The sequence below is a fragment of the Erwinia sp. MMLR14_017 genome (assembly GCF_033657285.1).
Taxonomy (GTDB): domain Bacteria; phylum Pseudomonadota; class Gammaproteobacteria; order Enterobacterales; family Enterobacteriaceae; genus Erwinia.
This window is the reverse complement of record NZ_JAWVWP010000002.1, coordinates 491073-507239: the sequence shown is the minus strand read 5'-3', so window position 1 is coordinate 507239 and position 16167 is coordinate 491073. Positions and strand designations below refer to the sequence as shown.

Genomic DNA, 16167 nt, shown 5'->3' with positions numbered 1-16167 from the left:
GCCTTTTTTTATGCCCAGCAACAGGCCCAGAGCGCGTTCAGTAATGCCCCTTCAATAAGCGTGTGCCCGGTATCAAATACATATACGGCGACGGGCCAGCCATCAGCCAGATACAGCGTGACGTCTTCAGTCGGATTGCCCGGCTCATCAATGGCCTGGTAACGGGACAGCGTCTGCCAGTCCATGCCTGACCAGCCGGTAAACTGGCCGTTGGCACCCACGCACAGAGTCAGATCAAGAAACTGGTCAGGGGTCAGGGGTAAATCACGCATGGTCGTCACTCCGTATGCCTGTTTACTGTTAAAGAGCCTGCCGCTGGTTGAGATCCTGATCGGGCGCTGCGCCCTCAAAAGCCTCCCTTTGACGCGGCCTTTATCTTTCCGGTCGTGCCTTTCGCGGCGAAGGGCAAAGGAGCGACGGCGGCCCGTGAATGAAGGTCTGCAGTTGCGGGAACACGGAGAAAAAATGAGGAACATCAGCAGAAAGAACAAGCCGGGGAGGCTTTACCTGGCTGGAGAGCGCATTGCCCGGCCAGGTGAGAATGGCCGCGCCGGAGGCGCAGCTGTCACTGCGAAGTTATCCGTGGCTCAGGCGGCCACGGACTCGCTGATTTCAATGGTGCCAATCTGCATACCGGCATGGGCCAGCATATTTATGAGTTTGTCCACGCTGAACAGCTGAATTTTTCCTTTCGCAAGCTCGGAAATACGCGGCTGGCTGACACCCAGCAGCGCAGCCGCCTCAAGGGTGTTCAGGCCACGCTTTTCGATCAATCCGTTCAGCGCCATAACCAGCTGAGAACGTACCTTCATGCTTTCTGCTTCTTCAGGCCTGGGGCTGATGGCAACCCATACGCTTTCAAATTTCTGAATTTTCATGCTTTACGCTCCTGAATAAGTTCTTTGTATCGTTTACGGGCCAGTTGGACGTCAGGCTGGCTCGTGGCCTGCGTTTTTTTCTGAAAGCAGTGCAGTACGTATACCGACTCTTCAAATTTTGCGACATACATGGCGTGGTAAATACCGTCCGTGCCCTTAACGCGTATCTCACGAACGCCTGCCCCCACCGTACTGAACGGCTTCCACTCATCCGGTTCAAGGCCCAGCTGGACCCTGTCCAGCTGGTGCCCGATCTCACTTTGCATATCGCCCGGGAAGGTTTTTAAATCATCCAGGCTGCTGTCAATAAAACTGAGTGGTTTGCGCATCCGTGGCCTTATATTATCTCTTTTACGTAATTACGTATATTTTATTCTTCCGCGGCAAAACCACCAGGATTATTTTGCTGTCGGACATACCCACCGTTATATTTTCCGCTGAAAAACCAGTGCGTAAGGCACCGCCTTAACCCGGCCCGCAGGTCTTTCAGGGCACGCTTTGGGGGCCGGGGCATCAGCGCCCCGACGCGTTCAGATGTCGTTTTCGGCCTCGTCTTCAAATGCAATTCAGCCATCGTGACCAGTGAAGAAAAGGAAGCGGCGCATCCTTCACAAATGCCGTAATTTCTCCAATAATTTCCATCGTGCAGCCATCAGTTCGCTTTCGATGCGGATCTCAACCCCCGTAACAAGTGCCGTTGGCCTTTACCCTGTTTCCATGCCGCTCAGGGTTTTCAGCGTGGTGGAGAGATTGCGGAGCTGCCCAATCGCATTAGCGGCCGGCGGTTCGTCTGCCTGCGGAAGATAAGTCCCGATGGCAATCCGGACAAAATTCAACTCAGCGCCGGAAATCCACTTTCTCGCTCTCCGCTAAATGAATGGTGGTACTGGCTGGCTTTGTCTCGGCAATCACCCTGCCCTGACGGATGGAATAGCGCACCGGCACCTGACGGCGAAGCGCATCAAAACCATTATCGGCAGGGAGAATAATCAGATTGGCACTGTTGCCGGTCTGGATGCCGTAATCCTTCAGCTGCAGCGTTCGCGCGCTGTTATGGGTGATGAGATTGATGCCCGCATCAATCTGGCCGTAGCCCATCAGCTGGCAGACATGCAGCCCCATATGCAGTACCTGCAGCATATTGGCCGTGCCCAGAGGATACCAGGGATCGAACACGTCATCATGACCGAAACAGACATTGATCTCCGCTTCCAGCATCTCTTTCACCCGCGTGATGCCGCGGCGCTTGGGATAAGTGTCGAAACGCCCCTGAAGATGAATGTTTACCAGCGGGTTTGCCACAAAATTGATGCCGGAAAGCTTGAGTAACCGAAACAGACGCGACGTGTAGGCGCCGTTGTAGGAGTGCATCGCGGTAGTGTGGCTGGCGGTTACGCGCTCTCCCATCTTTTCCCGCAGCGCCAGCGCCGCTACCGTTTCCACGAAGCGGGACTGCTCATCATCAATTTCATCGCAGTGCACATCGATCATGCGCTGGTATTTCTGCGCCAGCGCAAAGGTCTTATGCAGCGATTCCACGCCGTACTCGCGGGTGAATTCAAAATGCGGAATAGCACCGACCACATCTGCCCCCAGCTTTAGCGCCTCTTCTAACAGCGCTTCGCCATCCGGATAGGAGAGAATGCCCTCCTGAGGAAAGGCCACCAGCTGAATATCCACCCACGGCGCCATTTCGGCCTTCACTTCCAGCATCGCCTTCAGCGCCGTCAGCGTGGGATCGGAAACATCAACGTGGGTGCGAACGTGCTGAATGCCATTCGCAATCTGCCATTTCAACGTCTGGGTGGCGCGCTGCTTAACATCCTCATGGTTCAGCAGCGCCTTACGCTCAGCCCAGCGCTCAATCCCTTCGAACAGCGTGCCTGATTCATTCCAGGCAGGTTCTCCAGCGGTTTGCGTGGTATCAAGATGAATATGCGGCTCGATAAAAGGCGGAAAAGCCAGTCCGCCTTCTGCATCCAGTGAATCGCCGGCGGACGGGCTTTGCGGCTGGGGAGAAAGAGAGGCGATTTTGCCATCGCGGATCTCGATTTGCCACAGGCCCTCACGCCAGGGCAAACGAACGTGATTAATCCATCTCAAATTAACACTCTGCATGCCAACGCTCCTTAAGGTGATGGGGTTATTTATCACCATAGCACTGTTCTGCCCGCCGCACGATCGTCTGCCCCGGCATCGGGTGACTCGATTCAGTTGAAGTGCTTGCTTTTCCGCTACTTACAAAAGTATTGCCAAATCAGCAATATACCTATAAAGGAGTATTTGAAAAGGGGATTGATCGATATCAATAAGTGGGGGTTTTGGCGCGCTATTGTAGCCACAATACATAGCATTGTGAGGCAATATGAGCACCCGACTCGTCATTATTGGCAACGGCATGGTGGGCCACCGGTTAATTGAAGAACTGGTTGAAAAAGCTGCGCCCGGCCAGTTTGCCATCACCGTCTTCTGCGAAGAACCCCGCGTGGCCTATGACCGCGTACATCTTTCCGCCTACTTCTCGCACCATACAGCTGAAGAACTTTCGCTGGTGCGCGATGATTTCTATCAGAAAAACCAGATTGAAGTGCTGGTCGGCGAGCGGGCGATCACCCTGAACCGTCAGGAAAAGATGATCCACTCCAGTACCGGACGCGCGGTGCAGTATGACAAGCTGGTTATCGCCACCGGTTCCTATCCGTGGGTGCCGCCCATTGCCGGAGCAGAGGGTCAGGACTGTTTTGTTTATCGTACCATTGAAGACCTGAATGCCATTGAAGCCTGCGCCCGGCGAAGCAAGCGCGGCGCCGTAGTTGGCGGTGGGCTGCTGGGGCTTGAAGCGGCCGGTGCGTTAAAAAATCTTGGTATTGAGACCCACGTTGTCGAATTCGCTTCCGGACTGATGGCCGAACAGCTCGATCCGCTGGGTGGCGATCAGCTCAGGAAAAAAATTGAGCGCATGGGCGTAAAAGTCCATACCAGTAAAAATACGCAACGCATTGTTGACCGGCCCGCTGGCGGTAAAACCATGCAGTTTGCCGATGGCAGCGAGCTGGAGATTGACTTTATCGTCTTCTCAACGGGTATCCGTCCGCAGGACAAGCTGGCAAAACAGAGTAATCTGCCGCTTGGTCAGCGTGGCGGCGTGCTGATTGACGATCGCTGCCTGACTGCAGATGCGGATATCTACGCTATCGGCGAATGCGCAGCCTGGCAAAACCGCATTTACGGGCTGGTGGCGCCCGGTTACAAGATGGCGCAGGTCGCCTGTGATCATCTGCTGGGCAAGGGCAATGCGTTCACGGGTGCGGATATGAGCGCCAAACTCAAACTGCTGGGCGTGGACGTTGGCGGGATTGGCGATGCGCATGGCCGGACGCCGGGTGCCAGAAGTTACGTTTATCTTGATGAAAGCAAGGAAGTTTATAAACGTCTGGTGGTAAGCGAGGATAATAAAACGCTGCTGGGCGCAGTGCTGGTTGGTGATACCAGCGACTATGGCAACCTGCTGCAACTGATGCTTAATGCCATTGAACTGCCTGAAAATCCCGACGCGTTGATCCTGCCAGCCCATGCAGGCAGCAAGCCCGCTATCGGCGTGGAGTCGCTACCCGATACGGCGCAGATCTGCTCCTGCTTTGACGTGACTAAGGGCGACCTGATCGCCGCTGTTCAGGGCGGTTGCCATACCGTTGCCGCGCTAAAAACAGAAACCAAAGCGGGCACAGGCTGTGGCGGTTGCGTGCCGTTAATGACTCAGGTGCTGAATGCGGAACTTAGCCGTCAGGGTATTGAGGTCAACCACCACCTGTGTGAACACTTCAGCTACTCCCGTCAGGAGCTTTACCATCTGATCCGGGTGGAAGAGATCAAAACCTTTGATCGGTTGCTGGAAAAACATGGCCAGGGCTACGGCTGTGAAGTGTGCAAACCAACCGTAGGTTCGCTGCTCGCCTCCTGCTGGAACGATTATGTGCTGAAAGCGGAACACACGCCGCTGCAGGATAGTAACGACCTCTTCCTTGGCAATATTCAAAAAGATGGAACCTATTCGGTCATCCCCCGCTCCGCCGGAGGAGAGATCACGCCGCAAGGCCTGGTTGCCATCGGTGAAGTTGGCCGTCGCTACAATCTCTATACCAAGATTACCGGCTCCCAGCGTATCGGGCTGTTTGGCGCGCAGAAGGACGATTTGCCCGCCATCTGGTCTGAACTTATCGCCGCTGGTTTTGAGACTGGCCATGCCTACGCTAAAGCGCTGCGGATGGCAAAAACCTGCGTAGGCAGCAGTTGGTGCCGTTTTGGCGTTGGCGACAGCGTCAGCCTCGGCGTCATGCTGGAAAACCGCTACAAGGGCATCCGCACGCCGCACAAAATGAAATTTGGCGTCTCTGGCTGCACCAGGGAATGTGCGGAAGCGCAGGGTAAGGATGTGGGGATCATAGCCACCGAAAAAGGCTGGAATCTCTATGTGGCCGGTAACGGCGGTATGAAGCCACGACATGCGGATTTGCTGGCTGCGGATCTGGATGAAGAGACGCTGATCGCTTATCTCGACCGGTTTATGATGTTTTATATCCGCACTGCCGATAAGCTGCAGCGCACCTCGCTGTGGCTGGAAAGTCTGGAAGGCGGCATCGATTATCTCAAACAGGTCATTATCCATGACAAGCTGGGGCTGAACAGTCAGCTGGAAGCTGAAGTTGCCCGCCTCCGCGCGCAGGTAATCTGTGAATGGAGGGAGACTATTGAGGACCCGCGCCAGCTTGCGCGTTTCGCTCACTTCATCAACAGTCCACAGCGCGATCCGCTGGTTCAACATGTGCCTGAACGGGAACAGCATCGCCCTGCCCGCCCTGCAGAACGCATTCCTGTGGTACTCCTGGAGGAACAATCATGAGTCACTGGTATCCCATCTGTCCGCTGGAGAGCATTCTGCCCGCCACCGGCGTCTGCGCTAAAGTGAACGATTTGCAGATAGCCCTGTTCCGCCCGCGGGCTGATGATGAGGTATTTGCGCTGAGCAATATCGATCCTTTCGCGCAGGCAAGTGTGCTGTCTCGCGGCATTATCGCGGAGCATCAGCAGACGCTGTGGGTAGCCAGCCCGCTGAAAAAACAGCGTTTTCGCCTGCAGGATGGTCTCTGCCTGGAGGATGAAAGCCACTCCGTAGCCAGCTATCCCGCCCGCGTGCGGGAGGGGCTGGTAGAGATTTCTGTCTGAAGCCGCGCTGACTGGCGCTCTGGCCGCCCTCTGGCGGCCCTTACTTAAGTGAGCCTCCCTGTGGATTATCTTCCTCTCTTTTGTCAGCTGCGTAACAGAGCCTGCCTGCTGGTGGGTGGTGGCGAAGTGGCAGAACGTAAAGCCCGTCTGTTACTGAAAGCGGGTGCAGACCTGCGGGTCTGCTCAACTCATTTTTCCACCCCGTTTACTCTCTGGCAGCAGGAGGGAAAGCTGACCCTTCTGAGCGAAAACTTCCATTCCGCCATGCTTGAGGGCTGCTGGCTGGTGATCGCCGCTACTGACGACGCGGCTATGAATCAACACGTCAGCGCCTGCGCGGATGCCAGGCAAATTTTTTGCAACGTGGTGGATGCACCAGAGCAGGCCAGCGCGATTATGCCCTCCATTGTTGACCGCTCGCCGCTGATAGTGGCCATTTCCAGCGGGGGTAAAGCGCCGGTGATGGCGAGGCTGCGGCGGGAGAAGATCGAAGCCTTGCTGCCTCAGCATCTGGGGAAAGTGGTGGCCTGCGCGGGTTCACTCCGTCAGCGCGTTAAAAATAAGTTCTCAGAAATGGGGCAGCGGCGCCGGTTTTGGGAGAAGCTTTTCAGCCACGATCGTCTGGCCCAGGCCCTGGCTAACGGGCAGTCTGCTCAGGTTGAAGAGCTGACCGAAGCGCTGTTTGCCACGCCGCTGGAAGACAAAGGCGAAGTGGTGCTGGTCGGCGCCGGGCCTGGCGATGCCAGTTTGCTGACGCTGAAGGGCCTGCAGCAGATCCAGCAGGCGGATGTGGTGGTTTATGACCGGCTGGTATCGGATGAAATTCTTGAACTGGTCAGACGCGATGCAGAGCGCATCTTTGTGGGTAAACAGGCGGGCTATCACTGCGTCCCTCAGGAGTCGATCAATCAGCTGCTGCTGGAGCAGGCGCAGCGGGGCAAACGGGTGGTGCGCCTGAAAGGCGGCGATCCCTTTATCTTTGGCCGTGGCGCTGAAGAACTTGAAGCGCTGCTGGCGGCAAAGATCCCCTTTTCCGTGGTGCCCGGTATTACCGCCGCTTCCGGCTGCTCGGCCTATAGCGGGATCCCGCTAACCCATCGCGATTATGCGCAAAGCGTGCGTCTGGTCACAGGGCATGTTCAGGCCGATGGCGGGCTGGACTGGCAAAACCTGGCGGCGGAAAAGCAGACGCTGGTGTTTTATATGGGTCTGGCGCAGGCGGGAGAGATTCAGCATCAGCTGCTTGAGCACGGTATGTCAGCCGATATGCCGGTCGCCATTGTGGAACGAGGAACCTCAACACAGCAGCAGGTCGTTACTGGAGAACTTCACGCGCTGGCCACACTGGCTGCCGGAGCCAGTAGCCCTTCACTGATTATCGTAGGGCGCGTTGTGTCGCTAAGGGATAAACTTCGCTGGTTTTAAATAAGGGGCTTTAAATAAAGAGCTGACTGCTGGCTTAGCAGCAGGACGCTGCCTGTGAAGCATTGATGTTAAAGGAGGGTGAACCAGAAACCGCGTAACGCCGCTTCTGGTTCCTCAGCTGGCTGATTAAGGCTGAGCGACAAAGCCCACAGCTTCGTAGACTTTCTTCAGCGTTTCCTGAGCCTGCGCACGCGCTTTGGTTGCGCCATCACGCATGATCTGCTCCAGGAGGGCTTCATCGTTACGGTAGCGGTTATAACGCGCCTGCAGATCGATCAGCATCCCGGATACCGCGTCAGCCACGGCCCCTTTCAGATGACCATACATCTGCCCCTCAAACTGCTGTTCCAGTTCAGGAATGCTTTTGCCCGTCACGCCCGACAGAATATCCAGCAGGTTAGAGACGCCAGCCTTGTTTTTGACGTCATAACGCACCACTGGCGGCTCGTCGCCGTCGGTCATCGCCCGCTTGATCTTTTTCACTACCGATTTCGGATCTTCCAACAGGCCGATCACGTTGTTACGGTTATCATCTGACTTGGACATCTTCCTGGTCGGCTCCAGCAGCGACATCACGCGCGCGCCAGATTTCGGGATAAACGGCTCCGGCACCTTAAACACATCGCCATACAGCGCATTAAAGCGGGCGGCAATGTCGCGGCTCAGCTCCAGATGCTGCTTCTGGTCTTCGCCCACCGGTACCTGGGTGGTTTGATACAGCAGGATATCGGCCGCCATCAGCACCGGATAGTCAAACAGACCGGCGTTGATGTTCTCTTCGTAACGGGCAGATTTGTCTTTGAACTGCGTCATGCGGCTCAGTTCGCCGAAATAGGTGTAACAGTTCAGGATCCAGCTCAGCTGAGCATGTTCAGGCACGTGCGATTGAACAAAGATAGTGCTCTTTTCCGGGTCGATACCGCAGGCCAGATAGAGCGCCAGCGTATCCAGCGTGGCTTTACGCAGCGCCTGAGGATCCTGACGGACGGTGATGGCATGCAAATCAACGATGCAGTAGATGCAGTCATGGGTATCCTGCATGCTGACCCACTGACGCAGCGCACCCATATAATTCCCGATGGTCAGTTCGCCGGATGGCTGTGCGCCGCTAAATACGATGGGTTTCATGTTTTTCGTCCTGATAATTACAGCCCTAAAGCGGGCAACAAATCGGTAAAGTGATCCAGTACAACGGTTGGCTGGCTGGTGGCAATGGACTCACCGTAGTTATAGCCAAAGGTCATGCCTACGCAGGGGCATCCTGCGGCCTGGGCGGCAAGAATATCATTGCGCGAGTCGCCGACAAACACCAGCTCCTCCTGCAACAGGCCAAATTTGCCCAGCACCAGAAACAGCGGCGCGGGATGCGGCTTTTTCGCGACCACATCATCACCGCCGACGATCAGCGAGAAGTACTGCGCAATCCCTAACGAGGCGAGCAGCGGCGCGACAAAAGGCGTTGGCTTGTTAGTGACAATGGCCATCGGCAGGCCTTTCTCAGCCAGCGCCGCCAGCCCTTCCTTTACGCCAGGGAACAGCTTGCTGCCGCTTTCGATGGTAGTGGCATAGTGCTTATCAAGCAGTACGCGTGCATCGCGAATCAACTCCCCTTCCGGCGCATGACCCAGCGCCCAGGTCAGCGCCCGCTCAATCAGAATATCAGCCCCATTACCAATCCAGGTGGATACCCGCTCAATGCCTGCCGCAGGAAGGCTGAGCGACGTTAATGCGGCATCTACCGCGCTGGTTAAACCCGGCGCGCTGTCGATAAGCGTCCCGTCGAGATCAAATGCCAGCGCGCGAACTTTAGTGAAATGAGCCATGACGTGATTTCTCCAGTTCGTTGCGCATATCCTCGATCACTTTTTTATAATCGGGTTTGCCAAAGATGGCGGAACCGGCAACAAACATATCTGCGCCCGCTGCGGCAATTTCGCCAATATTTTCGACCTTCACGCCGCCGTCCACTTCCAGACGAATGTCATAGCCGCTTTGATCAATCAGCTTACGAACCTGGCGCAGCTTATCCAGCGTGCCGGGAATAAAGGATTGTCCACCAAAGCCCGGATTAACAGACATCAGCAAAATGACATCCAGCTTATCCATCACAAAATCCAGGTAACTGAGCGGGGTTGCCGGATTAAACACTAAGCCAGCTTTGCAGCCATGCTCTTTAATCAGCTGCAGCGAGCGGTCAACGTGATCAGAGGCTTCCGGATGGAAGGTGATATAGCTGGCACCCGCTTTGGCGAAGTCGGGGATCAGTCTGTCCACCGGTTTCACCATCATATGCACGTCAATGGGGGCGGTGATGCCGTAGTCGCGCAGCGCTTTCAGCACCATCGGACCCATGGTCAGGTTGGGAACGTAATGGTTATCCATCACGTCAAAATGCACAACATCGCCACCGGCGGCCAGCGCTTTCGCCGTATCTTCACCCAGACGGGCAAAATCAGCAGACAGAATTGATGGGGCAATTAAAAACTGTTTCATCCATTTCTCCCAATTAGCGCGCCTTACGGCACGTACCGCAGTTGAGGGTTATTTGCTGGCAAACAGCGCCAGCAGTTCATCCACCTGATTACGTCCGTTACTGTTGCGGCTGATTGAACGCCGCGCCTTGATTTGATGCAGCTCGGCTGCCTGGTACCAGACCCTGGTCAGCGGCGTATCATGATTAGAAATCAGCACCGGAATACGGCTTTCAGCGGCCAGCTTCTCCGCCAGCTCCGCCAGATGCTGCTGTTGCAGCAGGCTGAAGCTGTTGGTGTGGTAGGCGGTGAAGTTCGCCGTGGCCGACAGCGGCGCATAGGGAGGATCGCAATAGACAACCGCCCCTTGTGGCGCCCGGTTAAGGGTAACATCGTACGATTCACAGACAAAGGTCGCATTCTGCGAGCGCTCAGAGAACCAGTAGAGCTCATCTTCCGGGAAATAAGGTTTGCGATAGCGGCCAAACGGCACGTTGAACTCACCACGAAGGTTGTAACGACACAGGCCATTGTAGCAATGGCGGTTCAGATACAAAAACAGCAGGCCGCGGCGATAAGGATCGGCGCAGCGATTGAATTCTGCACGACGGGCGTAATAGAACTCTGAGTCGTTGGTCTCGCTGGTAAAAAGCTCGCGGGCATCGGTGACAAACTCGCTGACGCGGGTTTTGACGATGTTATAGAGGTTAATCAGATCGCTGTTGATATCCGCCAGGAGGTAGCTTGAAAAATGCGTGTTAAGAAACACCGAGCCGGCCCCGACAAAAGGTTCGATCAGGCAGTCCCCATCTGGCAGATGGCGCTGGATATCATCAAGCAGCGGGTACTTGCCACCCGCCCATTTCAAAAAAGCGCGATTTTTTTTCATGCCGTCGTTTTATTACACTTACTCTTGTGGCTGCGGTTACACCGACAGCATATCTGCGCTTTGAATAGTTAGCCCTCCGAAGAGGGCTAACGGTTCCTGCTTAAATCATACCTGGAGAAAGCGGTTAGTTAGCCGCTTCTTTTTTCACCTGGCTTACCGGCTTCACCCACGGGCTTTGCGCCCGGACTTCGGCCGGAAGCGAAGCTACGGCGCGCTTCGCTTCAGCTGGGGTAGCGTAAGAGCCGCTGACCAGCACGTACCAGGGTTGTCCATTACGGGTCGTTTTATAGACGTGGTAACTGCTCAGGTTTTGCTTCTTCGCCCAGGCGTTAAGCGTATCCGATCTTGAAGCGCTACTCAGCTGGAGCGTATAGCTTCCACCCAATGCCGAAGAAGCCGCTTTGGCAGGCTCGGAAGCAGTATGGCTGGCAGCAGCGCTACTTTTCGGCTTGCTCTCTTTAACAACAGGCTTTGCCGCTGGTTTATGTGCAGCAGCGGGTTGATTCTGATGAGCCTGCCCCGTAACTGCTTTTGGTGCAGAAACGTTGCCGCCTGGCGCAACCGTAGCGGGTGCCGTTGGCAATGAGCCACTCTGCTGTGCGCCCTGCGCCGCCACATCCACCTGCCCCTGCTGATTAGATAAGGCGTTGTTCAGATCGCCCGGCAGTTCAACACGCTGTTGATTTGCCGGGGTCGGCACAGGCTCAGCCTGAGTTGGCGTGGAAGAGATAGGCGGTACGCTGATCTCCTGCGGGCCGTTGCTGGCTGGCGGCTGGTTCGCTGTCGTCTCTGAGGTTGGCGCAGCGGGCGTGCCGCTCTGCCCACTCATGGAGGAGGAACCAGAAAGATCGATGTTTTTATCGCTGCCCGTGCCAGAGGTACCCGAAGTGTTTGCGGGCTGCTGGGCGCTCTTGTTTGCGCTATCATCAGAGGAATTCAGCGCTGATCCGATGCCAATCACCAATAGCAGCAGCACCAGAATACCAATGCCCATCATCATATGCTGACGGGAAACGGGCACTTTAGGGGCAGAAGACGTTTTGCGGGACCGCTGCGGACGGCGATCGCTGGTGTCGGGTTTTAACTCGTCTTCCGGTTTAAATTCGTCCATTCAACCTCCTACTGTAGAGCAGCGACGCCTCTCAATACCCTCTGATTGGCGGATTACTTGTTCCTGGGCCGAAACCCGTTCTAACGCTTTCAGCCTGGCTGACAGTCGTTAATAGCAGCCAGCACCGTATCATGTGCAACGCCGCTGCGCACTTCCGCTTTACCGATAGTCAGAGGCAGCACCAGACGCAGCTCACCCGCCAGCACTTTTTTGTCGCGCAGCATATGCGGCAAATAGGCTTCAGCGGACATGCTCTCCGGCCCGGTAACGGGCAAGCCTGCCCGCTGCAATAAGGCGATAATCCGGCTGGTCTCCTGTGCTGAGAACGATCCCAGCCGCTCGGCTGTTCTTGCCGCCATGACCATACCGGCCGCCACAGCTTCACCGTGCAGCCAGTTACCGTACCCCATATGCGCTTCAATGGCGTGACCGTAAGTATGCCCGAGGTTTAACAACGCCCGCTGGCCATGCTCATGCTCGTCTGCCGCCACCACCTCTGCTTTCAGCTCGCAGCAGCGGCGAATGCACCAGGTCATCGCTTTGGCATCAAGAGCCAGCAAAGCATCGAGGTTGTTCTCCAGCCAGGTAAAGAATTCGCCATCCAGAATGATGCCGTATTTGATCACTTCCGCCAGGCCAGATGCCAGCTCACGCGGTGGCAGCGTGCTCAGGCAGTCGATATCAATCACCACGGAAGCGGGCTGATAAAACGCGCCAATCATGTTTTTACCCAACGGGTGATTGACGGCGGTTTTTCCTCCCACAGAGGAGTCAACCTGGGAGAGCAGCGAGGTAGGAGCCTGAATAAAGCGCACGCCGCGCTGATAGCTCGCCGCCGCAAACCCGGTAAGATCGCCAATAACCCCACCGCCCAAAGCGATCAGGGTTGTATCACGACCGTGAGGTTTTTCCAGAAGTGCAGTAAAGACCCGATCCATCACCTCCAGCGTCTTGTACTGCTCGCCATCAGGAAGGATCGTCTGGTCTACCTCTACGCCAGCGCTTTCCAGCCGCTGACGAAGGGGTGTCAGATAGAGAGAGGCCAGCGTCTGGTTAGTCACCAGCATGGCCCGATCGCCCGCCTTAAGCGGCCAAAACGAAGCCGGATCGTTAAACAATCCGGCAGCTATGGTAATGGGGTAACTTCTCTCCCCCAAAGTGACGGTAATCTTCTCCATGAAGCGTTATCACCTTTTTATTACTTTGGCCCGCAGGCGGTCAGAGCGGAACTTAGCTCTTTTCCAACATGTTGATAATCTGATTCGCGACCACTTTAGCGCTCTGGTCATCGGTACGAATCGTCACGTCGGCAATCTCTTCGTAAAGCGGATTACGTTCACCGGCCAGCGCTTCCAGCACCTCGCGCGGGGGAGATTCCACCTGCAGCAAAGGGCGTTTTTTGTCGCGCTGAGTACGGGCTAACTGTTTCTCGATGGTGGTTTCCAGATACACCACTACGCCACGAGCCGAAAGACGGTTGCGGGTTTCGCGTGATTTCACAGAACCACCACCGGTAGCCAGCACAATGCCCTGCTTCTCGGTGAGTTCATTGATGATTTTTTCTTCGCGATCGCGGAAGCCTTCTTCGCCTTCGACGTCGAACACCCAACCCACATCCGCTCCGGTACGTCGCTCAATTTCTTGATCGGAATCGAAAAATTCCATATTGAGTTGCTGAGCTAACTGACGCCCAATAGTGCTTTTGCCGGCACCCATAGGCCCAACCAGAAAGATATTGCGTTTCTCTGCCATTTTTTCGGTATTACTAAGACAATTCGTTAATGATACCCCGTCCAACCGGACAGGACATGAACTGAAACCTCATGAGCGATAGTGCGAGAGTCAGATGAAAATTATCTCAACACTGAAGGTGTTTTGGCAACCGATTAAATTGACCTTGCCCATTGCGCACTCAGGGCGCGTTTCAGTCCGCTTCATTTATCAGCCCGATGTCACTGCATCGGCTACGCCGGTTGCGCACGATAAAAAACGGGTTCTATGCATTCTCTGAAGCCAAACCGAGGCCCATAAATCAAAATCGCTAAACCTTGTAAGCTAATTCGGCTCTTGCGTCAAACGCATATGCCTTCATTGCCAGAAAAAAGCATCCGGTTCCTTAGTTTGCACTAAAAAACGCATTACTCATCACGGATCAGTCGTGGCGTGATGAAGATCACCAATTCCCGCCGTTTTTGCTGATGAATATCATAACGAAAAAGCGATCCCACTATCGGAATATCGCCAATCAGCGGTACTTTTCTTTGCCCGTCTGCATTTTCGCGCTGGAAAATCCCCCCTAACGCCAGCGTTTGCCCATCTTTCAGCGTGACCTGAGTCTGAATTTCCTGTTTATCTATGGCCAGGTACTCCCCCTCTCCGCTGCGCATCGTGCGACCGGGCACATTTTGCGAAAGATGCAGCTTGAGTAAAATCCGCCCGTCATGCTGTACAACCGGCGTAACCTCCATCCCCAGAACCGCCTCTTTAAATTCCACGCGGGTATTGCCATTGTTGCCGCTGGAAACCTCATAAGGGATTTCGGTGCCCTGCTTAATGCTGGCAGTTTGCTGATGGGAGGTAAACAGACGCGGACTGGCGATAATCTCCAGCTTGTTTTCCTGCTCCAGCGCGTTCAGCTCCAGATCAAGCAACCGGCCATCGAGCCTGGCAAGAGTAAAGCCCGCCGTCAGCGCGGCTTCCGTCACCGGTAAATTAACGCTGAACTGGCTGGCGCGTAAGGCGCGAGTAATCTGCTCCTCGCCTGAAAGCCCCCAACGCACGCCCAGCTCCCGCAGACTCTCTTCGTTGACGGTTACGATATGTGCCGCCAGCTCAATCTGCTCAAGCGGGACGTCAAGTGCCTGCACCCAACGGCGGATAGCTGCCAGAGCGGGTTTAGTCTCCCGTAACAGCAGGCTGTTAGTTCTTGTATCCACGGTTACACTACCGCGATCGCTCATTAATTTTGCCCGTTCGGCCAGCAAACTGCTGCTGACCGTGCTGGCATCGGCATGGGCCAGCGCCAGCACCTCCGTGATTAATGGCCGTTCGCCCTCCGCTTTTTCCCGCGCTTTTTCCAACTGACGCTGCTGCTCCAGTACGCTGCTTTCCGGCCAGACCAGCAGGACATTCTCCTGCTGCTCAATCGTGACCTTAGCCATTCTGGCAACCAGCGCTATGGCCCGATCCCATGAAACGTTTTCCAGCCTCAACGACAGCGTGCCTTCGACCTCCGGCGCTACCACCAGATTAAGCTGCTGCCAGGCGGCAAGCGCCTGAAGTACCTGCCCTACCGGAGCCTCGTCGAATGCCAGAGAGAGGGGACTTTTTTCAGCCCGAGAAGGGGGTAAGCAGAGGAGTAACAGCAGGCAAATCATCCTTTTCATAGAGGCTTCCTTTTAAGCGTTTTTCTACTGGCGGCTGGCACCCTTTTCGATCGCCAAGCGTAATGCTGAGCGGTCCAACGTTGAGCAAATACCAGCGTTCGTCCACTGGCTCCCCCTGGCGTCGTTGTGCCCATTTTCCTTTTGCCGTTAACAACAAGGCCCGGTAATTCTGTTTTTGCCCGACAATCCCTTTTAATCGCCAGTGGTCAGGAAAAACCTGTGCCGACTGGCAGGCGTCCTCGACCGGCCTGAACGGGTCCCTGTTGGCCTGGCACTCTGCCGTCAGCAGCAGCAGAAGGCTGGCTGCCAGCCGACAGCTTATCCTGAAGTCAGTCCTCATCTTTTACGGCCAGCGATAATTGCAGACGTAACTGCTGTTTATGTGGTTTCAGGGTGAAGTTCGGTAGCGCCATGCCTGCCGGGAGTGAGCTGAGATAGCCGAATACGCTCTCAACCTGCGGCCAGTTAAGCAGCAGAGCCAGGCTGCCACCCTGGCTGGCTGGTTGCCACTCTGCCAGTGAACTCGCTGAAATTTCTGTTAGCCTCCGCAGTGAAAAAATTTCGCGCCCGTCCGGTTCTGCTGCCTGTCTGAGCCGGGCAATATCTGCCTCAATACCCGCCAGCGTTCCCTTTGCTGCCAGAGACCGTATAAGGCGCTGATAATCACCCATTTGCTGCTGGCGCAGCGGGATCAGCCTGAGGCCGTTTTGCTGCACAGGCGCGCCCCAGAACCCCCACCATGGCACCGCCAGCAGTGAGAAAAAGAGGCTCACTGATATACCTT

At 55.5% G+C, this 16167-nt stretch carries 18 protein-coding genes; 3 read left to right on the top strand and 15 right to left on the bottom strand.

From position 1 onward, the window contains the following. Positions 1 to 8: 8 nt before the first annotated feature. The 5 genes from SD961_RS05355 to SD961_RS05335 form a co-directional block, all read right to left on the bottom strand. Complete coding sequence (locus SD961_RS05355; RefSeq protein ID WP_318789349.1) at positions 9 to 272, bottom strand: hypothetical protein; 264 nt, start codon at positions 270 to 272, stop codon at positions 9 to 11. A gap of 315 nt (positions 273 to 587) precedes the next feature. Continuing rightward, positions 588 to 878, bottom strand: coding sequence for a helix-turn-helix domain-containing protein (locus SD961_RS05350; RefSeq protein WP_318789348.1), 291 nt, complete (start codon positions 876 to 878; stop codon positions 588 to 590). After that, the gene (locus SD961_RS05345; protein WP_318789347.1) at positions 875 to 1207 is read right to left on the bottom strand and encodes a type II toxin-antitoxin system RelE/ParE family toxin; all 333 of its coding nucleotides are present in this window, start codon (positions 1205 to 1207) and stop codon (positions 875 to 877) included. The genes SD961_RS05350 and SD961_RS05345 overlap by 4 nt, the downstream gene beginning before the upstream one ends. A 375-nt stretch (positions 1208 to 1582) precedes the next feature. Beyond that, a complete protein-coding gene (locus SD961_RS05340) occupies positions 1583 to 1714 on the bottom strand; it encodes a hypothetical protein (RefSeq protein WP_318789346.1) in 132 nt (43 codons plus the stop codon). Between the two features lies 1 nt (position 1715). Then, positions 1716 to 2996: a cytosine deaminase gene (locus tag SD961_RS05335; protein ID WP_318789345.1), complete on the bottom strand. Its 1281-nt coding sequence runs from the start codon at positions 2994 to 2996 to the stop codon at positions 1716 to 1718. 247 nt (positions 2997 to 3243) lie between these two features. Between SD961_RS05335 and nirB the strand changes: the two genes are divergently transcribed. From nirB to cysG, 3 genes are read left to right on the top strand one after another with little or no spacing between them, the layout of a single operon-like run. Next, positions 3244 to 5778, top strand: a complete 2535-nt coding sequence (gene nirB / locus SD961_RS05330; protein WP_318789344.1) for a nitrite reductase large subunit NirB — start codon at positions 3244 to 3246, stop codon at positions 5776 to 5778. After that, a complete protein-coding gene (gene nirD, locus SD961_RS05325; RefSeq protein WP_318789343.1) occupies positions 5775 to 6101 on the top strand; it encodes a nitrite reductase small subunit NirD in 327 nt (108 codons plus the stop codon). The genes nirB and nirD overlap by 4 nt, the downstream gene beginning before the upstream one ends. Positions 6102 to 6161: 60 nt before the next feature. Beyond that, positions 6162 to 7526, top strand: coding sequence for a siroheme synthase CysG (gene cysG / locus SD961_RS05320; protein ID WP_318789342.1), 1365 nt, complete (start codon positions 6162 to 6164; stop codon positions 7524 to 7526). 126 nt (positions 7527 to 7652) lie between these two features. Here cysG and trpS read toward each other — a convergent pair whose 3' ends face one another. From trpS to SD961_RS05270, 10 genes are all read right to left on the bottom strand, one after another. Then, positions 7653 to 8654: a tryptophan--tRNA ligase gene (gene trpS, locus SD961_RS05315; RefSeq protein WP_318789341.1), complete on the bottom strand. Its 1002-nt coding sequence runs from the start codon at positions 8652 to 8654 to the stop codon at positions 7653 to 7655. 17 nt (positions 8655 to 8671) lie between these two features. Next, the gene (locus SD961_RS05310) at positions 8672 to 9349 is read right to left on the bottom strand and encodes a phosphoglycolate phosphatase (RefSeq protein WP_318789340.1); all 678 of its coding nucleotides are present in this window, start codon (positions 9347 to 9349) and stop codon (positions 8672 to 8674) included. Beyond that, positions 9333 to 10019: a ribulose-phosphate 3-epimerase gene (gene rpe / locus SD961_RS05305; protein ID WP_318789339.1), complete on the bottom strand. Its 687-nt coding sequence runs from the start codon at positions 10017 to 10019 to the stop codon at positions 9333 to 9335. Before rpe ends, SD961_RS05310 begins: the two co-directional genes overlap by 17 nt. Before the next feature lie 48 nt (positions 10020 to 10067). Beyond that, a complete protein-coding gene (gene dam / locus SD961_RS05300) occupies positions 10068 to 10886 on the bottom strand; it encodes an adenine-specific DNA-methyltransferase (protein ID WP_318789338.1) in 819 nt (272 codons plus the stop codon). A gap of 124 nt (positions 10887 to 11010) precedes the next feature. Beyond that, on the bottom strand, positions 11011 to 11997 hold the full coding sequence (locus SD961_RS05295; RefSeq protein WP_318789337.1) for an SPOR domain-containing protein: 987 nt from the start codon (positions 11995 to 11997) through the stop codon (positions 11011 to 11013). A gap of 89 nt (positions 11998 to 12086) precedes the next feature. After that, the gene (gene aroB, locus SD961_RS05290; protein WP_318789335.1) at positions 12087 to 13175 is read right to left on the bottom strand and encodes a 3-dehydroquinate synthase; all 1089 of its coding nucleotides are present in this window, start codon (positions 13173 to 13175) and stop codon (positions 12087 to 12089) included. 52 nt (positions 13176 to 13227) lie between these two features. Continuing rightward, positions 13228 to 13749, bottom strand: coding sequence for a shikimate kinase AroK (gene aroK, locus SD961_RS05285; protein ID WP_318789334.1), 522 nt, complete (start codon positions 13747 to 13749; stop codon positions 13228 to 13230). 386 nt (positions 13750 to 14135) lie between these two features. Next, positions 14136 to 15383: a DNA uptake porin HofQ gene (gene hofQ, locus SD961_RS05280; RefSeq protein WP_318789333.1), complete on the bottom strand. Its 1248-nt coding sequence runs from the start codon at positions 15381 to 15383 to the stop codon at positions 14136 to 14138. Next, on the bottom strand, positions 15328 to 15723 hold the full coding sequence (locus SD961_RS05275) for a HofP DNA utilization family protein (RefSeq protein ID WP_318789332.1): 396 nt from the start codon (positions 15721 to 15723) through the stop codon (positions 15328 to 15330). Before SD961_RS05275 ends, hofQ begins: the two co-directional genes overlap by 56 nt. Continuing rightward, entirely contained in the window at positions 15713 to 16156 is a 444-nt protein-coding gene (locus SD961_RS05270; RefSeq protein WP_318789331.1) for a hypothetical protein, read from the bottom strand. The genes SD961_RS05275 and SD961_RS05270 overlap by 11 nt, the downstream gene beginning before the upstream one ends. Between the last annotated feature and the right edge of the window lie 11 nt (positions 16157 to 16167).